The following is a 17,893-nucleotide window of genomic DNA, read 5'->3' on the forward strand; positions in this document are numbered from 1 at the left end:
GAACTGAGATGAAACTATCGGAACTTCTCTATGAGAAGACAGAGAGCCTCTGGCTTTCCTCTACGGAAGAGCCTTTTTTGATAAAAATGGCGGAAGGGATTCTGGATCAGAGTCTTTTCCGCAACTACATGCTACAGGATTATTTCTATATTCTGGAGTATATCAAGATTCTTAAAGAACTGCGTTCTCTTGCGAAAAAGCCTGCCATGCAGCGTTTTATGGAGGAGATTATTTCTGTTACCGAGAAGGAGTGCTTCTTGGTTCATATTCCGGAAATGAAGAAGCTGGGCATAGGGGATGAAGAGATAGAAAAGACTAGGGCTTGTCAGGTAGTCTGGGACTATACTTCTTATATCCATAAACAAGTCAAGGAGGAAGGATTTTTGGCAGGACTTACGGCATTGCTACAGTGCTCCTGGAGCTATGCCTATATAGGGCAGAAAATGACGGAAAAATACGGGAGTACCATACCATTATCTCCGTATAAAGCATGGTTTGAAGCCTACTCTGCCAAAGAGTATGTAGAGGCCAATCAACTGTGGATAGACAGTTTGGACAGTGAATGGGAAACCGTGAAATCTGAGAATATAAGGCAAGAAGTGGAAACTACAGAGAAACTTTGCAGGATTTTTCAAAGCTGCGCAGAATATGAACTTTTGCTATGGCAGAGCCTATATCAAGGCATTACGAAAATGAAAGGTATAGGAGGTGGAAATTGATTAAGGGAGTCATATTTGATATAGACGGAACCCTGCTGGATTCCATGCCTGTATGGAATCATTTGGGAGAGCGCTATCTTCAGAAAATGGGTTTCAAAGAAGAGGAGACAGAGGGGCTTAGCCAAAGAATTTCTACCATGCCCTTTACAGAGGGGTTTCGATATATAAAGAAGGAATATTCTCTGGACATTGCGGAAGAGAAGATTCGAGAACAGCTTCAGGAAATGATCGCAGGGGCTTACTGCGATGAGATAGCCTTAAAAGCGGGAGCCAAAGAATATTTACAATTTCTGAAGGAACGTGGAATTCCTTGCATCCTTGCAACAGCAGGAGACGCTTCTTTGGTTACCGCTGCCCTAAAACGGCTTAAGGTATGGGAGGAGTTCCAAGGACTTTTGCTTTGCGAAGAATTTAATACCTCCAAGCGGGAGGCAAAGATTTATCAATTGGCTATGGAACGACTTTCCTTATCTCGACCGGAGGAGGTATTGGTTTGTGAAGATGTGCTCCATGCCGTCAAAAGCGCAAAACAGGCAGGATTTCAGGTTTGCGGAATCCTGGATGAAGCGAATAGGGAAGATTGGGAGAAGATTAAGAAGATGGCAGACTTTACGGCTAAGGGTTTTTATGAACTTGTCTTCTTTTCTTGACTGAAGTGGGTAATATAATAGAGTAAAGATTTTGTCAGTTGATAAAGAAATAAAAAGAGGGTAATATAATACATCTTGAAAGAATATTACTTGGGAAGTATAATTTATGTAAATAAAGGATTGACATTAATTAGAATAGTTGGTACCTTGATTGATGAAGTTTGGTGATTCTCCGCCATTTTAAAGAGAGAGACGATAAGGTTTGGTGATTCTCAGCCGATAAGTGGGAAGCGATAAGGTTTGGTGATCAGCGACCATGATAGCTGATGATAAAGGAAGGGAGGCCTCTTGGCCTCCCTCTTTTTGTGAGGAGGTAAAATTGAACTTTAAAGAATATCGTTTTGTATTCATAGATACAGCTTATTTGAAATATTTACATAATTATGATTCTGAAATATTTTTTTCGGCAGATACAGACTATTCTAAAAAGCCACACTTAGGAATTTTAATTAATTGTCATGGTAGAAAATATGTAATTCCTCTTACTTCTGCAAAGCGAAAACATAGTGGATGGAGAGATGTGACAGCAACAAATTATCGTATATATGAAGAGATTGATATAAGGACAACTGTGACTGATAGATACGATGTTATTGTTGACCAAACCGATATTAATAAGTTACGGCAGAACGGTATTCCGGAAGAAGAGTTTGCTTATCATAAGAAAAGAATTCTTTCTGTAATTAGAAATTAAAAAGATGTTACCGGTAGTAGAAGGGGTATATTCTTATGCAGAATTAAGCACAAGATCAACTGAAATTGAAGACGAACAAAGAAGAAACTTAATGATAAAAGAGTATTTCTTCTGTAAAAAAATAAAAACCCAGATTGAAAGCAAGGCTAAAAAAATTTATGAAAGGCAAATAATGTCCGGTGTGGTTGCACCGTATCATTGCAATTATAAGCTTTTAGAATCTGTAGCAGATGCGTATAAAAATGAATGAGTTTTGAATTAGTAAATATTTCCTCAAAACATTCTCATTAAATCATTATCTTGTGGCAAAATTGATGCTTTTATGGTAAAATTCCAGATACAATTAAACATTTTGTACAGGAGGAATTTTATGAAGAAAAAATTATGTACCATGGCAGTATCACTGATGGTAGGACTTTCCCTGGTGGCATGCGGGGGAAATGCAAAGCAGGCTGAGTCAGCGAAGGGCTCTGAGGCTGAGACAACGGCGGCAGAGGAGAAAGGAAGCGATTCTTCTGAGAAGGCTGAGGATGTGAAGGGCTCCGGAGAAGTTGTAGTGTATTCTCCCAACTCCGACAGTGAGATTGCAGCGGTTGTACCTCTCTTTGAAGAGAAGACCGGCATTAAGGTAATCATTCAGTCTATGGGAACAGGAGATGTTCTGGCGAGACTGGAAGCGGAGAAGGATAACCCTCAGGCAGACGTAAACTGGGGAGCCATTAATATGTCTTTCTGGATGGGACAGCAGGATTTGTACGAGAAGTATGTTTCTCCCAATGATGCGAAGTTACCAAAGGAATATCAGAATCCTAACGGATATTTTGAGTATACAAAGCTTTCCGGTTCCGCAGCGCTTCTTTTAAACAAGGATGTTTTTAAAGAGCTGGGACTGGATGCGGAGAAGTTTAATTCCTACGAGGATTTGTTGGAGCCGAAGTTAAAGGGACATATTGCTATGGGGGATCCTACAAACTCTTCCAGTGCCTGGGCAGAGCTCACCAATATGCTTTTGGTAAAAGGTAAAGAACCTTATGATGATGCCGCTTGGGATTGGGTAGCAAAATTTGTGGATCAGCTGGATGGCACCATTCTTTCCTCTTCTTCCCAGATTTACAAGGGAACTGCTGATGGGGAGTATGCAGTGGGTGTTTCTTATGAGGACCCCTGCGTAAGCTTGCTGGAAGACGGCGCAGAGAACTTAAGAGTTGTTTATCCTTCTGAAGGTGCTGTATGGTTACCTGCCGGTGTAGCTATCGTAAAGGGTGCTAAGAACGAAGAAAATGCCAAGAAGTTTATCGATTTCTTAATTTCCGAAGAAGGACAGGAAGCTCTGAAGGATACCACCATTCGTCCGGTTATGACCTCCGTGGAAAATACCTCCGAGTTTATGCCTCCATTCTCCAAGATTAAAGTAGCTTATGAAGACATTAAGCTGGTAGCGGAGAAGAAGGAAGAGTGGCAGAACCGTTGGCAGGAGTTGGTAAAGAAGTAAAGAGTTAGAATAGGGGCTGTAAAAAATAGTTTCAATATTCTATTTTTTACAGCCCTTTTTATAAAGGGGAAGATTTTATGAGCGTGAATATTCGAATTCAAAATGCGGTAAAGAAATATGGGGACAATGTAGTGATTCCGGATTTGTCCTTAGACATTAAAGAAGGAGAGTTTTTTACTCTCTTAGGACCTTCAGGTTGCGGAAAAACCACTCTGCTTCGTATGATTGCAGGCTTTAATTCCATTGAGGGTGGGGATTTTTATTTTGGAGATAGAAGAATCAATGATTTAGACCCTTCCAAGAGAAATATCGGAATGGTTTTCCAAAACTATGCGATTTTCCCGAACATGACCGTGGAAAAAAATGTGGAGTTCGGTTTAAAGAATAGAAATGTTTCCAAGGAAGACAGAGCGGTAGAAGTTAAGAAGTTTCTTAAGCTGATGCAGATAGAAGACTTTGCGGAGCGTATGCCGGAGAAGCTTTCCGGCGGGCAGCAGCAAAGAGTAGCTTTGGCAAGAGCTTTGGTGATTAAGCCGGATGTGCTTTTGATGGATGAGCCCTTGTCCAATCTGGATGCCAAGTTAAGAATCGAGATGCGTACCGCCATCAAACAATTACAAAACAGTATCGGCATTACCACGGTTTATGTTACTCACGACCAGGAAGAGGCAATGGCGGTATCCGACAGAATTGCGGTATTTAACCATGGCGTGATTCAGCAAATCGGAACCCCCAAGGCCTTGTATCAAAGACCGGCCAACCTCTTTGTGGCGAACTTTATCGGTCACAGTAATGAGCTGGAAGGAAGCTTGACAAAGGAAAACGGTCAAATGGTGGTTTCCGTTTGTGATGATTATTCCTTTGTTTTAAACAATGTGAAGGAAGAGCATTGTCAAGATGGAGTGCTTCCTGTGAAGCTTGCGGTAAGACCGGAGGAGTGGATTATTCAGGAAGAAACAGAGGCGGGTATGGAAGGAACGATTATCGACAGCATTTTCTTAGGCTTAAATACCCACTATCTGATTCAGTTAAGTAACGGTAAAGAAGTGGAGGCGGTGAAAGAATCCGAAATTGACTCTATTTTGCCAAAGGGAAAGAATGTAAAGCTGCAGATTAAGAGCCATAAAGTCAATGTTTTCTTGGAAGGCGGCAGTGAAAATATTCTTCAGGGCGTGCTGTAGGGGGAGGAGAGAACGGATGAAAACAAACAAAAAATGGGAAATCTGGACCTTCATCTCTATGACCATCTTAATCGTTTACCTGATTTTTATGATCTATCCCCTGTCTACCCTCCTTCGAAATTCTATGATTTTAAAGGATGGCGGCGTAGGCTTTGCAAACTTTCAGAGCTTTTTTGCCAAAAGCTATAACTTGCAAACGATTTATCATTCCTTTGCCGTGAGCTTTTGTGCCACCATTATTACTTTGATTGTAGGAATTCCCCTAGGCTATTTCCATAGCTTTTATAAAATCAAGGGACAGAAGATTCTACAGGTTTTTATCATTTTATGCGGTATGTCTGCCCCCTTTATCGGCGCTTATTCCTGGATTCTTTTAATGGGAAGAAACGGTTTGGTTACCCAGCTCTTTAAAAACCTCTTCGGGATTAAGCTACCTACCATTTACGGTTTCCGAGGCATTATGATTGTAGAGTGTATGCAGTTATATCCTCTGGTGTTCCTATATTTTTCTGCGGCTTTAAAGAATATTGACAATACCCTTTTGGAAGCTTCCGAAAATATGGGCTGTTCCGGTTGGAAACGCTTCCTTACCTTGGTCATTCCTCTCTGCGCACCTTCCATTATTGCGGCAACCTTAATGGTATTTATGCGGGCCTTTGCAGACTTTGGTACACCGCTGTTTATCGGAGAAGGATATAAGACCTTCCCTGTGGAAATCTATAACTCCTTTATGAGTGAGACGGGATCGGATAAGCACTACGCTTCTGCGGTGGCGGTGATTGCTATTGTGATTACCACCATCATTTTCCTGATTCAAAGATTTATTAACAGCCGTTTTTCCTTTTCCATGAATGCCCTGCATCCTATCGAAAAGAAGCCGGCAAAGGGAATCAAAGGGGTATTGATTCACCTGTATTGCTATTTGGTGGTGATTATCGCCTACGCCCCTCAGGTTTATGTGATGTATACCTCCTTCCTGAAAACCAAAGGCAAGAGATTCCTGAAGGAATTTTCCGTACAAAGCTATATTGATGCCTGGAAGTTCCTGGACAATGCCATTCCCAATACCTTTATTATTGCCGGAACATCTTTGATTTTGATTATTGTCCTGAGTATCATGGTAGCTTATCTGGTGGTAAGAAGAAATAATTTTGCCAACAAGTTGATTGATACCTTGTCCATGATTCCTTATGTTATTCCCGGATCGGTTGTGGGTATTTCTCTGGTACTTGCCTTTAGCAGAAAGCCAATTGTGCTGGTGGGAACCTTTGCCATTATGATTGTGGCTCTGGTGATTCGAAGGAACTCCTATACTATACGTTCCTCCATCGCTATTTTACAGCAAATCCCCATGTCCATAGAGGAGGCAGCGATTTCTCTAGGAAGCAGTAAAATGAAGGCATTCTTTGCGGTAACCATGCCCATGATGATTAACGGTATTCTTTCCGGAGCCCTGCTTTCCTGGATCAGTATTATTACGGAGCTGTCTTCCGGTATCATCCTGTATAACTATAGGACTACAACGTTGACGATTCAGATCTATACCTATGTTTCCAGAGGTTCTTACGGTATTGCGGCGGCAATGGCCACCATCTTGAGCCTGATGACCAGTATATCTTTGATTGGACTGATGTTGTTCTCAAAGAATAAAAATGTGATGTTCTAAAGGGGGCTGTAAAAAAATCAAAATAGTTTTCTAAGCAATATAGGTCTAAATTTGGGGCACGCTTTCGCTAGCTTCGCCTGACTGAGCAGTGGTTTTGTTAACCACTGCTCACTTTGCTTTTACAGCCCCTTTTTTTGTAGAACGAAGGCAGGAAAATGGAAAGTCCCTTGAAAAAGTTGCCACTTGCGAAGAAAAGTCCCTTGAAAAAGTTGAGAAAATTGAAAAAAGTCCCTTGAAAAATATGTGAAAATCCGAAAAAGTCCCTTGAAAAAGTTGTGATATGGAAAACCATCATCTTTGAAAAGGAATCTACGGAAGAAAAATGTTGAAAAAGAGTGTTTGCTAAGAGGTAAACATCTAAGAGGTAAATAACTAAGAAACTCAAGTTACTAGGAAATATATAAAGCATGGAAAAAAGAAAGAGAGTCTGAAACAGTTGAAAACGTAATGAAACAACTGAAACAATATTGACTATATTTAAACACTATATACAATAAAATCTATAAATTACAATTATTATTTACATATAATACACTAGAAAGTGGAGATAAGTTATTGCATGGCAAATGATAGTCCAAAAGAAATTTCAGCAACAATTAGAGACGTTGCCAAAGCTGCAGGTGTTTCTCCGGCTACTGTTTCAAGATACTATTCAGGAAGTAGTGTAGTAGGAACAGAGCTGAGTAATCAAATTGAAAATGCGGCAGAAAAGCTTGGCTATATTCATAAATATAGAAAAAGAAAGGATAGAGGGGTTATTGCTCTGTTGCTCTCGGATTTAGAGCTATCATTTTATGGAGATGTAGTAAAAGAAATTTTAGAACAGCTATCAAGGTATAGGTTTCGTTTGATTATCATTCCTTATTCCAATGAAGAAAGTGACTATAAGCATTTTATTACGGAAATGAATATCGAAGGTGTTATTTATTTAGATGAAAATATTAACCCGGATATTTTAAAGTATATTCATTCAAAAAACATAAAAACCATTATGTGTGGCGGTGTTTCCCAAAATGATAAGGTGGAATCGGTACATGTTAATGATTTGCTTGCGGCCTACGAAGGGATGAAATATCTTATCAAGTTAAAACATGAAAAGATACTGGTTCTTTCTGACTTTGAAAATAAAATGGGCTCTACTTTTCAAAGACTAATGGGATGTAGGAAAGCCTTAGAAGAGTATTCTCTTCAAGGTCAAGAGGAACTTATTGCTTACGGGAAAATGACCTATGAAATGGGGTATCGTTTGACTGAAAAAATGCTTAAAGCAAAAAAAGATTTTACCGCAGTATTTGCATTTAGTGACGAGATGGCAATGGGTGCAATTAAAGCATTAATTGCAAACGGCTTAGAGGTTCCAAGGGATATTTCGGTTTTGGGCTTTGATGATATAGCTTTTGCAGAAAAATACAATCCGCCATTGACTACGATTCACCAACCTATTAAAGCCTTTGTTACACAGTGTTTGGATTTTTTTATGAATGAAACAGAACATAAAACTTTAGATATTATGTTCCCCTTTAGAATAATAGAGAGGAGCACATGTGCGGAAAATAAAAGGGTATAGATATAAAAGAAATGAATCCAAGAGAAAGGAGAAAATAAATGCCGAACTACCAACGAATACTTCTTCTTAGAACAATAAAGATTATTTTATTAGCTGTTTTCACTCTAATATCGATTGCTCCTTTGGCATGGATTTTACTTTCTTCTTTTAAAACAAATCGAGAAATCATGCTTTCTGCATTTTCGCTTCCTTCGAGCTTTGATTTTAAAGGATACCGAGTTGCGCTGGAGGTGTCTCCAATACTTCGGTTTTATGGAAACAGCCTAATCATTGCTACTGCAAGTACAATATTAAATCTTTTGTTTGTATCCATGACCGCATATGTATTTGCAAGGTTCGAATTTAAAGGAAGAGCCCTTATGGCGTTAATGATTTCTTCTTCCCTATTAATTCCAAGCTCTGCACTCCTTATGCCGATTTATAGGATCATGGTGAGTATTCATCTGTTTGATACGATTATCGGATTGATTTTGGTTCACACTGCCTTGGGATTACCAACATCCTTCTTTGTTATTCGAAGTTACTTTCAAAGTATTCCGAAGGAATTGGAAGAGGCTGCATATATTGATGGCTGTGGATATATGAAAACATTTTTTGTAATCGTACTTCCGTTGGCTAAGTCAGGACTGTCTACCGTTGCGGTTCTACAGTTTTTAATGTCATGGAATGAATTTATGTTTGCCCTGGTTTTGACAAAGTCAGAAAAAGTAAGAACATTACCCTTAGCGCTAAATTATTTTACTACGCAGTTTTCGTTTAACTACACGGCTCTTTTTGCAGCCCTTACGATGGTGATTCTTCCCAGCATTATTATTTACATCATCTTACAAGAACAAGTGACGCAAAGTATGGTCACCGGAGCAATAAAAGGTTAAGGAAGGAGAAATTATGAAAAAAGTAGTTAGGAAGTCATTGTCTATGCTATTAGCAGGAGTGGTATGTTTTGGGGGGCTGACAGCTTGCTCTCCTTCTTCAAAAGGAGCATCCGGCACCGAAGCAAAGGGGCAAGAGGCAAGCAAAGAAGGTCAAGTAGAAATCACCTTTGCCACATCCTGGGTTGGGGTTAGCTCGTCAAAGGAATGGTTTCATAATAGACTTGAGGCCTTCAACAAAGAATATGGCAGTGAAATCAAAGTGAATGTTGAGGAAATTGCCGGAGATCAGGCTTATGTAGATAAGATGAAAGTCTTATATAGTTCGGATGCATTGCCGGATGTGATTGCGGCAGGAGGCTATAATTTAATTGATACTATGCAGGATAAGTTTGTGGATTTAACACCTTACATCGATGAAGAATGGAAAAATTCTATTGATGAAAAATGTTGGGAAGTCAATTCCCGTGATGGAAAGATTTACGGTGCCCCCATTTCCAAACAGGTTATAGGCTATTTTTATAATAAAGATTTGTTTAAAAAGGCGGGTATAGAAAAACCTGCAAGCACTTGGGAAGAGTTTTTCCAGAACTGCGATAAATTAAAGGCTGCCGGAATTACTCCTTTATCTATGGATACGGCAGATTCCGGATGGGTAACTTCTCTTATGCTTGGTGCTATAGTGGGACAGACAGAGGAAGGGGAAAAGTTTATGAATACAAGCCTTCCCAAGGATTATAATCAAGAATATTTTGTAAATGCGGTTTCCGATATTCAAAAGATGTTTAACGAGTATACCTCTACAGATGCCATTGGCGGTGCTTATGAGAATGCAGCCGGAAATTTCTTTACGGAGCAAACTGCTATCATAGCGAATGGACCTTGGATGGTGGGGGATTTTTATGACACGGATAAGGTGGAAGAGGGCTTTGCAGACAAGATTGGCGTAGCTGCTTTTCCCGGAGATGTTATGTATGATGCCGGAAAGATTGGTTTTAATGTAGCGGCTAAGACAGAAGAAAAAAGAAAGGCAGCAGCTACTTTTGTGAAGTTTATGACCAATGAAGACAGTCAAAAAGCTAATGTGGAAATTACCGGTGAAATTCCCTGCTTAAAGAAAGAAGTAGACTCTAAGGTATATCCGTTGGTTCAGGAAACCATCCACTTGGCCAATACAGCAAAGAGACATATCAATGACTTTCAGTCTTTATGGTTTGCCAATGTAGTGGATGAAGTGAGTGTGGAATATCCTTTATTGGCCCAAAACAAAATTACTGCAGAAGAATTTGCAAAAAAATTAACGGAAGCAGCCCAGAAGAATCAGTAAAATTATAGGCTAATTGATGATGCTAAGACTGTTTCCAGCAATAGGAAGGTGAGGAATACTATGCAATCAAGGAACAAGAAATGGATGATTATACTTTTTTCTCTACCGACAATGATACTATTTATGATGTTGTATCTTGTTCCTATGCTCATCGTGTTTATAACTTCCTTTTTTGAATGGAAATCCGGCGGTGTATTTCACCCTGTGGGACTCAAAAACTACTTTCTTGGATTTACGGCGGATCCAAGAATGATTCAATCTATCTTTAACACAGTGATTTGGACTATATTGCAAGGCATTTTTCATGTTTTTATAGGAACAGTTTTAGCATTGATATTAGCCAAGCGTTTCCGCGGGTGGAAGATTTTTAGAACTATTTTTATGATTCCCAATGTAATCTCTTCTGCGGCGTTAGCAGTTATCTTTTTAAATGTTTTTAATGCAAAATATGGACTGGTGAATTCTTTTTTGTCATCAATACTAGGTAAGCCAATTACGAAAAACTGGTTTTTTGATCCGAATAGTGCCTTTTTAACAGTTACCAGTATGTGGTTACTCTATTCAGGTATGATTGTCATTATTGTTCTTGCAGGGCTGTTTTCTATTCCTGAGGATATTTATGAGGCGGCGAAAATAGACGGTGCATCTGATTTTGTTATGGATATTAGTATTAGATTGCCTTTAATTCGCCCAGTTCTCGGAACTGCAGTGATTATTGCGGCTACAAGTATGTTGAGAGAATTTGAATTGATTTTCTTGACGACCAATGGAGGCCCGGGAGATTTAACTTTAAACTTGCCGCTATATTTGTATAAAACAAGTCTGAAAGAAAGTAATTATGGTTATGCCAATATGATGGGCGTTGTATTGATCATCACCGGAGTTCTCTGTGTATTCTTTATCAATAAAATATTTAAGATGAATGAAACAGATATGTAATAGTTTGCAAAGGAAGGAGTTTTGTCATGAAAATAGCGGTTATAGGCGGTGGAGGAGTCAGATCCATCTTTTTGGCAAAAAGCCTTATGCAGCAGGCAAAAAGATTAGGGATTAAGCACATAGTTTTCATGGATAACGATTCCAGAAAGCTCAATATCTTTGGGAAAATGTCTGCTAAGATTGCCAAGTTAATTGACCCGGACATAGAATTTGAAATCACAAGCAATCCGGAACTTGCCATTAAAGATGCAGATTACATGATCACTACTATACGAGTTGGTGGTGATGAGATGCGAGTTCGTGATGAGAGAGAAGCTTTATCTCTGGGAATCTTAGGGCAGGAGACAACCGGAGCAGCAGGGTTGTCCTTTGCCATGCGTTCCATCCCTGCCTTACAGGAGTATTGTGAACTGGCGAGAAAAATAGCCTCTCCGGAGGTTAAGATATTTAATTTTACGAATCCGGCAGGGGTGGTATCTCAGACTTTAAGGGACTTGGGATATGATTTTACTTTTGGCATCTGTGATGCTCCCAGTGGCTTGTTGAGATCTTTTGCTAAATTATATGATGTGAGCCCGGAGAGAATTACAGGAGACTGCTACGGCTTAAATCATCTTTCCTACTTTAATAGTATAAAATTGGATGGAAAGGAGATCTTACCTGAGCTCCTTAAGAATCCGGATCTATATAAAAAAACGGATATGCGTGTATTTAAGCCTGACCTTGTAAATCACTTCTCCTGTGTACTAAATGAATATTTGTATTACTTTTATTACAGAGAGGAAGCGGTAGAGAATATTCTTAGAGCAGGAATTACCAGAGGAGAGGTAATCAGAGATATCAACGAACAGATGCTTCTGGAACTGGAAAAAATGAATGTGGATCAAGACTTTGAAGCTTGCCTGAAAGTTTTTGAAAAATGGTATGGTAAAAGAGAATTGGCCTATATGTCAAATGAAACAGGTGTAAAGAGAGAAGAGTCAGAATACCATTTTGATATTTACTCTCCTGATGAAGGGGGATATGCCGGGGTAGCGCTTCGGTATATAGAGGCTGTAGGTGAACAGCAGGATAAAGAAATGATTCTCTGTGCGCCAAATAAGGGAGCTATTCCGGGATTGCGGGATGATGATGTTGTGGAACTTACATGTACTATTCATAAGGGGAATATCTTGACACATAAGGTTAGTCCTGATCCGATTCCTATGACCTTGATTCGACAAGTGAAAGAATATGAGAGACTGGCATCCTATGCGATAAGAAATCGAAGCATCTCTACGGCGATAGATGCACTAATGGTGCATCCACTGGTAAACTCCTATTCTTATGCTAAAAAGCTTGTGAATAGATACATTGATCTTAATCAGGACTATATTGGAGGGTGGCACTAATGAGCTTTGTGGCAGGTGTTGGAGTTTCCAATTTGGATATGATTTATACCGGAATAGGACGCCTTCCGGAAGAGGGAGAAGAAGTCTTTTCGAATGATTTTCGTCTTTGTTTAGGCGGTGGAGTTCCCGCTACCATCATCAATTTACATCGTTTAGGAGTTCCTTCTAAATTTGCTACTTTCCTCGGAAAAAATATGTTTTCCCGCTATGTTGAAGAGCAATTCAAACAATACGGCGTAAGCTATACCAATCTTTATCATGGGGATAAAAATCCTATATGTATTACTACTTCCATGGTAACAGAAAGAGATAGAACGTTTATGTCCTATAGGGAGGAAGTAGAATTTGATGAAGAATTACAAGCACAGATTTTTGAGTATTTAAAGGATGCAAAAATCGTAACGATGCATTTTGGGCTTTATGATGTATACAAGAAGCTAAAAGAAATTGGTTGCACTTTAGTTCTGGATAGTGGTTGGGATGATAATATGTCCTTGGAGCAGTATCAGGATTACCTTAGGTTAGCGGATTATTATCTTCCTAATAGAAAAGAGGCATTGAAAATAACCGGAAAATCCACTATAGAAGAAGCGGCTAAAGTACTTAGTGATTTCTTCGAAGATGTAACGATAAAATTAGATCGGGATGGTTGCTACCATTTTAATAGAATAGACAAAAGTTCTCGGCTGATCCATACCATTCCGGTGAAAAAAGCGGTGGACTCTACTGGGGCAGGGGATGCATTTTTAAGCGGATTTCTTTATGGCTTGGTAAAAGGGGAGAGTATTTCAAAATGTATTAGCTATGGAAATGTCATGGGAAGTGCTTGTGTGCAGGAAGTTGGCTGTTTGGGAGCCAGTGTGAGTGAGAAGGAACTGGTAGAGTTATCAAGATATAATGAATCTAATTGATTTTGAAAAAACCCATTATGGAAGATGAGATAGTTTGAGGCGGTATTTGCCGCCTCTTTTTGATTTCGTATTAGTGAAAATTGGAGCAGGGAAGAGATAGTTTTGCTTTATGTAAATTATATAAATTGAACGAAGAAAGGTGGCTTAGATAGTTGGACAATTGTCCTTGTAATGCTCTTTTAAATAGGATATCATTAGTTCGGATAAAGCGAAATAATGAAAGGAGACTTTGACATGATCGTATTAGACTTTGAGCTAAAGGGAATTTATGGATTCAATGATTTTCATATCAATTTCAGTTATCCCAAAAAGATTGTCAATTCGATTATCGATCAGGAATATCTGAAAGGAAGAGAGCGGTTTCGCTATAAAAAGGCTGTAATTCTTATGGGTGCAAATGCTACAGGAAAGACCAGCCTTGGAAAGGCTTTGCTTCGTATTTTCGGATATATGACTGATGGAAATCCAACACCGTTGTATGAGATGGTTTCAGGCGATAAGGGATACTTCAGTATTGATTTTGTAAATGGTGATTACCGCCTGCAGCGGTTGTCAGCTCAGATTGATGCTTCTAATCAGGAGATTGACATTCAGTATCAGACCGCAGACATTGATACGATGGATTCGTATGAAAAATGTGTAAAAAAGCTGAAAGATCAAACAATAGAGGCCACCAGAACCGCTACAGCACTTAAGAAGCTGGTAGGTGCTGTTCGATATCGTTTTGCATATCCTGAAATAGAAAAATCTTTGAAACTTACAGGTGCAAATAAAAGCAGTTTGTTGAAGACACTGCGTGCTGTTATTGGAACGCTTGATCCTACATTGCAGGACGTTAGTTTATCAAGAGATTTGAAGGATACCTTTATTATTCGGCGCGGTGGAACGGAAATCATCATTCAGGAAGGTAAACTGCTGAATCGGGAGATACTGTCCAGTGGTACAGCAGAAGGGATAGATGTCGCAATGTTCCTTGCTGCAATGGCGACAAAAGAAAGCAGTTTCTATTATTGTGATGAACATTTTTCTTATATTCAGAGCGATATTGAAAAACGGATTTTCGGTATTATGCTGGAGCGTATCGGAGACGATGAACAGTTGATTTTTACAACGCATAATACAGATATGCTGGATTTGAACCTGCCGAAACATAGTTATGTGTTTTTGCGTAAGCATCTGGAGGAAGGTGTATATCAGGTTTCTGCTGTTTCTGCATCGGATGTACTGAAACGAAATACAGACTCTTTACGCTGTGCGGTCGAGAATGATGTGTTTGCCTCGCTTCCGCAGGATTCCTTTTTGGACGAGTTGGAAATGGGGTGGGAAGATGAACAATAAATGCATCTATTATGTAGAAGGCCCCTGCGAACAACAAATGATTGCGGCCTTAAAAGAAGCACCGGAAAGATTGATTCCGGGGAAGATAAAGGTCTTCAATGTGGTGCAGAATTTGATTCCAAAATCACAGATGTTGTCTATTCAGGCGGGAACGACTGTCGTTTTGGTATTTGATACTGATGTGCCACAGACATCAAACCTAAAAAAGAACTTGGAACTTCTCACCAGGTACTGCGGAAAGCTGAAAATCATTTTTCTTCCACAAGTTCTGAATTTGGAGGATGAGTTAGTTCGGTGTACAGATGTGCAAACTGCGATGGAACTGACCAAAAGTGGAAGTGTTAAAAATTTCAAGACGGACTTTTGTAAAATGAAAATAAAAGATTGTCGTTCCATGCTTGAGCGTCATAAGCTGGATTATGCACGATTGTGGATGACAAAAACGCCTGAAGCATTTAGTTTTGTGGAGAATAATAGTTCTCAAATTAAAACACTATAATCTTTGATGCCTCGTTGGGAAACCAACGGGGTATTCATCAGTGAATTTTCCGCACTTTTTTATTCTTCCACCTCTCCAATAATATACATAGTCATTCGGGCGGTACAGAAGAGCTTATCCTCCTCGTCTTTCACCGTTACGTCCTGCACTACCGTGGTTTTACCTTTGTGAAGAGCGTTACATTCCACAAAGAGCTTCATGGCTCCCGCCGGGCGGACGTAATTGATGTTGCCGGAGAGGGTGACATTTTTCACCCCGTAAGCATAGGCGGCCATGCCGGAGGCAATATCACAGAGGGTATAAAGAGCCCCCCCGTGGACAGCGCCATAATGATTCAACATTTTCTCCGTAGCTTCAATGCTGTAAAGGCAGTGTCCCGGCTCAATTTCTAAAAGCTCTATCTTGTCAAAGCCGGATAATTCCTGAATATGGGCACGAACGCCCTCCATTACTTTTTCTCTCATTTTCATCCCCTTTTTAAATCCCTATATGCGGAAGAATTCAATAGATGATTTTTCTATGCACCGGATTTATCTATACAACAGAATTGTTTTGTGAAATCCATAGCGAATACAGCTTTCCATGAAAATGCTGAACGTGCTTTAGCTGTTTCGGGCATTTAGTATAGCATTTCTTTTCCTTAGTTAAAATGCCTAATTGGGCGATTCCTATTTTTAATACTTGCTTGAGTCACGGGGAAAGTTTAGCTTATTTTACTTTCGCATGGAAACTATACGAAAAACTCTAATTTTTTGCAAAAATTCTATAAACTTAAGAAAAATTCCTTTTCAAGAAAACGAAACTACAGTAGTATGTGAACTGGAAAAAGCTCTATTTTTTTGAAAGGAGAATGATTATGAAGAAGCCGGACAAAAACAAGATGGGAAGAATCGGGAAGATGCTTGTCTTAGGAACAGCTTTACTAAGCATGGCAACACCCATGGCTGCTTTTGCCAAGACCGACAGGGTGGATACTCCGGGAACCTGGCGGAAGCAGGGCGAGAAATGGCAATTTGTCAGAGAGTACGGTGCGCCGGAAAAGGGATGGCTGGTGTATAAGAATGACTGGTATTATCAAAGTCCTGTAGAGGGACTGATGGAAACAGGCTGGCTGAACCTTCAGGGAAAGACTTATTTTCTCAGTACGGAAAATAATGCAAGCTTCGGGCATGTTGTTACGGGTTGGCAGTGGATTGATGGCTATTGCTATTATTTTGAAGAGGCGGATCAGGCAGACTACGGTGTTCTGTTCACCGGCGGAAGAACCAAGGATGGCTACTATGTAGATGCCAATGGTCGTTGGTTAAACGGTGCAGGAGGAGAGCCTGTTTATATCAGCGGGAAGGGATTATCTGCAGCGGTGTCCGATCAGCAGGTAGCCGGTGTCAGCCGTAGTATTCCTTCCGGAAATGCAGGGCAGGTGGCCGGTGTCAGCCGTTCCGGCGGTAGCTCTTCCGGCGGATTTGTAAGCAGAGGGGAATCAAGCAGCTCTTCCGGCGGTTCTGTAAGCGGAAGCAGTTCAAGCAGTAGTTCCGGCAGCTCCACAAGCGGAAGTACTTCCGGTGGAAATGCAGGAAATACGGGAGCTAATGCCGGCAATAATACCGGAAACACTACAGACAATACCGGAGATACGGGTACCAGTGGTAATTCCGGAAATACCGCTTCTTCTTCAAACCTTCCAAAGGAAGAGGATGGAAAGCCTGAGGAAAAGCCGGGAACCGGAAACAATGGTAATACTGAAGAGAAGCCGGGAACCGGAGACAATGGTAATACTGAAGAGAAGCCGGGAACCGGAGACAATGGTAATACTGAAGAGAAGCCCGGAACCGGAGACAATGGCAATACTGAGGAGAAGCCCGGCACCGGAGAGAGTGGAAAGCCGGAAGAGAATCCTACACCGGAACAACCTGAGGAAAAGAATGTTATTAAGCTGGTGGGAGAAGCCAAGGTTAATCAGGATGTGAAGCTGTATGTGTCTAAGGATATTATGGATAGCATCGCGTTTGTTTACATCGGTTTTCAGCCGATTTTACCCGAGTCTCATCGTGAGAACGAGCCTAGCTACTCCTTGGATCGGGAAAAGCAGATTCTGACTCTTCCCAAGAGCCTATTTAAGGAAAGTAAAAAGTATGATATCTCTATTCAGGCAGGGGGCATACAGCCCTTCCATGACATTACGATAGAGGTAAAAGACGATGCGGAAGTACCTTTTACAGCAGAAAAGGGTGAGCCGGAGGTGCTGAATAAGGGAATTCTTTTAGGACCTACTTATGCAGCCTTGAATGAAGAAGCGGACTTACATGCTTTTCGAGTTACCTATGTTCCCGGAAAAGGGATGCCGGAAAAGCCCTGGTGGACAACGCGTTTAAAGTCTGTGGTGGTAGAGAAAACCCTCTATGAAAGAGTAAACTCCGAGAAGGAATTTTTAGAGAAGAAGGATGTGTATTACATTGTGCCTGAGGATGCAGAGGAAGGCGCCAATACCATTCTTTTGTCCGATTCCGCATTTGAAGATAAGGAGAATTTTGATCTGATGCTGGAGTCTGAGAATCCACTGGAAAGTGTGATTTGGGATATGAAAGGATAAATCGAAGCGAAGGATTTTATTGTATTTTCATTCCGGTCGAAATATAGTAAGGAAGAA

17 protein-coding genes are annotated in these 17,893 nt (G+C 40.3%); 16 read left to right on the forward strand and 1 reads right to left on the reverse strand.

The features are described from left to right. Window positions 1-8 precede the first annotated feature (8 nt). From HNQ46_RS02930 to HNQ46_RS03000, 15 genes are all read left to right on the forward strand, one after another. Window positions 9-719, forward strand: coding sequence for a thiaminase II/PqqC family protein (locus HNQ46_RS02930; protein WP_183682774.1), 711 nt, complete (start codon window positions 9-11; stop codon window positions 717-719). After that, window positions 716-1,369, forward strand: a complete 654-nt coding sequence (locus tag HNQ46_RS02935) for an HAD family hydrolase (protein WP_183682777.1) — start codon at window positions 716-718, stop codon at window positions 1,367-1,369. The genes HNQ46_RS02930 and HNQ46_RS02935 overlap by 4 nt, the downstream gene beginning before the upstream one ends. A gap of 319 nt (window positions 1,370-1,688) precedes the next feature. Then, a complete protein-coding gene (locus tag HNQ46_RS12155; RefSeq protein ID WP_183682781.1) occupies window positions 1,689-2,063 on the forward strand; it encodes a type III toxin-antitoxin system ToxN/AbiQ family toxin in 375 nt (124 codons plus the stop codon). Between the two features lie 4 nt (window positions 2,064-2,067). Further along, window positions 2,068-2,313 (forward strand): type III toxin-antitoxin system ToxN/AbiQ family toxin, encoded by a 246-nt coding sequence (locus HNQ46_RS12160; RefSeq protein WP_183682784.1) that lies wholly within the window; start codon window positions 2,068-2,070, stop codon window positions 2,311-2,313. Window positions 2,314-2,433: 120 nt separating this feature from the next. After that, window positions 2,434-3,555 carry an extracellular solute-binding protein gene (locus HNQ46_RS02950; RefSeq protein ID WP_243155822.1) on the forward strand — a complete coding sequence of 374 codons (1,122 nt, stop codon included), beginning with the start codon at window positions 2,434-2,436 and terminating at the stop codon, window positions 3,553-3,555. Window positions 3,556-3,632: 77 nt separating this feature from the next. Beyond that, a complete protein-coding gene (locus HNQ46_RS02955; RefSeq protein ID WP_183682790.1) occupies window positions 3,633-4,736 on the forward strand; it encodes an ABC transporter ATP-binding protein in 1,104 nt (367 codons plus the stop codon). Window positions 4,737-4,752: 16 nt separating this feature from the next. Further along, window positions 4,753-6,402, forward strand: coding sequence for an ABC transporter permease (locus tag HNQ46_RS02960; protein WP_183682793.1), 1,650 nt, complete (start codon window positions 4,753-4,755; stop codon window positions 6,400-6,402). 559 nt (window positions 6,403-6,961) lie between these two features. Continuing rightward, window positions 6,962-7,969 carry a LacI family DNA-binding transcriptional regulator gene (locus tag HNQ46_RS02965; RefSeq protein WP_183682795.1) on the forward strand — a complete coding sequence of 336 codons (1,008 nt, stop codon included), beginning with the start codon at window positions 6,962-6,964 and terminating at the stop codon, window positions 7,967-7,969. A 38-nt stretch (window positions 7,970-8,007) separates the two neighbouring features. Then, window positions 8,008-8,844, forward strand: coding sequence for a carbohydrate ABC transporter permease (locus tag HNQ46_RS02970; RefSeq protein WP_183682798.1), 837 nt, complete (start codon window positions 8,008-8,010; stop codon window positions 8,842-8,844). 13 nt (window positions 8,845-8,857) lie between these two features. Further along, window positions 8,858-10,168: an ABC transporter substrate-binding protein gene (locus tag HNQ46_RS02975; protein WP_183682801.1), complete on the forward strand. Its 1,311-nt coding sequence runs from the start codon at window positions 8,858-8,860 to the stop codon at window positions 10,166-10,168. Between the two features lie 84 nt (window positions 10,169-10,252). Then, entirely contained in the window at window positions 10,253-11,107 is an 855-nt protein-coding gene (locus HNQ46_RS02980; protein ID WP_243155823.1) for a carbohydrate ABC transporter permease, read from the forward strand. Between the two features lie 26 nt (window positions 11,108-11,133). Further along, window positions 11,134-12,498, forward strand: a complete 1,365-nt coding sequence (locus HNQ46_RS02985) for a family 4 glycosyl hydrolase (protein WP_183682807.1) — start codon at window positions 11,134-11,136, stop codon at window positions 12,496-12,498. After that, the gene (locus HNQ46_RS02990) at window positions 12,498-13,409 is read left to right on the forward strand and encodes a carbohydrate kinase family protein (protein ID WP_183682810.1); all 912 of its coding nucleotides are present in this window, start codon (window positions 12,498-12,500) and stop codon (window positions 13,407-13,409) included. The genes HNQ46_RS02985 and HNQ46_RS02990 overlap by 1 nt, the downstream gene beginning before the upstream one ends. 234 nt (window positions 13,410-13,643) lie before the next feature. Then, window positions 13,644-14,747 carry an AAA family ATPase gene (locus HNQ46_RS02995; RefSeq protein WP_183682813.1) on the forward strand — a complete coding sequence of 368 codons (1,104 nt, stop codon included), beginning with the start codon at window positions 13,644-13,646 and terminating at the stop codon, window positions 14,745-14,747. Continuing rightward, window positions 14,737-15,246 (forward strand): hypothetical protein, encoded by a 510-nt coding sequence (locus HNQ46_RS03000; protein ID WP_183682816.1) that lies wholly within the window; start codon window positions 14,737-14,739, stop codon window positions 15,244-15,246. The genes HNQ46_RS02995 and HNQ46_RS03000 overlap by 11 nt, the downstream gene beginning before the upstream one ends. A gap of 59 nt (window positions 15,247-15,305) precedes the next feature. On the opposite strand, the gene HNQ46_RS03005 is transcribed toward HNQ46_RS03000, so the two are convergent. Then, on the reverse strand, window positions 15,306-15,710 hold the full coding sequence (locus tag HNQ46_RS03005) for a PaaI family thioesterase (RefSeq protein ID WP_243155824.1): 405 nt from the start codon (window positions 15,708-15,710) through the stop codon (window positions 15,306-15,308). A gap of 392 nt (window positions 15,711-16,102) precedes the next feature. On the opposite strand from HNQ46_RS03005, the gene HNQ46_RS03010 reads away from it, so the two are divergent. Continuing rightward, window positions 16,103-17,836 (forward strand): N-acetylmuramoyl-L-alanine amidase family protein, encoded by a 1,734-nt coding sequence (locus HNQ46_RS03010; RefSeq protein WP_243155825.1) that lies wholly within the window; start codon window positions 16,103-16,105, stop codon window positions 17,834-17,836. Window positions 17,837-17,893 lie beyond the last annotated feature (57 nt).

Origin of the sequence: Oribacterium sinus (assembly GCF_014202695.1) — a bacterium.
Classification (GTDB): Bacteria; Bacillota; Clostridia; order Lachnospirales; family Lachnospiraceae; genus Oribacterium; species Oribacterium sinus.

Excerpts from the sequence above, each read along its gene's own strand:
- HNQ46_RS02930 (WP_183682774.1), top strand. The coding sequence starts at position 9 with ATGAAACTATCGGAACTTCTCTATGAGAAGACAGAGAGCCTCTGGCTT.
- HNQ46_RS12160 (WP_183682784.1), top strand. The coding sequence starts at position 2,068 with ATGTTACCGGTAGTAGAAGGGGTATATTCTTATGCAGAATTAAGCACA.
- HNQ46_RS02950 (WP_243155822.1), top strand. The coding sequence starts at position 2,434 with ATGAAGAAAAAATTATGTACCATGGCAGTATCACTGATGGTAGGACTT.
- HNQ46_RS02955 (WP_183682790.1), top strand. The coding sequence starts at position 3,633 with ATGAGCGTGAATATTCGAATTCAAAATGCGGTAAAGAAATATGGGGAC.
- HNQ46_RS02960 (WP_183682793.1), top strand. The coding sequence starts at position 4,753 with ATGAAAACAAACAAAAAATGGGAAATCTGGACCTTCATCTCTATGACC.
- HNQ46_RS02965 (WP_183682795.1), top strand. The coding sequence starts at position 6,962 with ATGGCAAATGATAGTCCAAAAGAAATTTCAGCAACAATTAGAGACGTT.
- HNQ46_RS02970 (WP_183682798.1), top strand. The coding sequence starts at position 8,008 with ATGCCGAACTACCAACGAATACTTCTTCTTAGAACAATAAAGATTATT.
- HNQ46_RS02975 (WP_183682801.1), top strand. The coding sequence starts at position 8,858 with ATGAAAAAAGTAGTTAGGAAGTCATTGTCTATGCTATTAGCAGGAGTG.
- HNQ46_RS02980 (WP_243155823.1), top strand. The coding sequence starts at position 10,253 with ATGATTATACTTTTTTCTCTACCGACAATGATACTATTTATGATGTTG.
- HNQ46_RS02985 (WP_183682807.1), top strand. The coding sequence starts at position 11,134 with ATGAAAATAGCGGTTATAGGCGGTGGAGGAGTCAGATCCATCTTTTTG.
- HNQ46_RS02990 (WP_183682810.1), top strand. The coding sequence starts at position 12,498 with ATGAGCTTTGTGGCAGGTGTTGGAGTTTCCAATTTGGATATGATTTAT.
- HNQ46_RS02995 (WP_183682813.1), top strand. The coding sequence starts at position 13,644 with ATGATCGTATTAGACTTTGAGCTAAAGGGAATTTATGGATTCAATGAT.
- HNQ46_RS03000 (WP_183682816.1), top strand. The coding sequence starts at position 14,737 with ATGAACAATAAATGCATCTATTATGTAGAAGGCCCCTGCGAACAACAA.
- HNQ46_RS03005 (WP_243155824.1), bottom strand. The coding sequence starts at position 15,710 with ATGAGAGAAAAAGTAATGGAGGGCGTTCGTGCCCATATTCAGGAATTA.
- HNQ46_RS03010 (WP_243155825.1), top strand. The coding sequence starts at position 16,103 with ATGAAGAAGCCGGACAAAAACAAGATGGGAAGAATCGGGAAGATGCTT.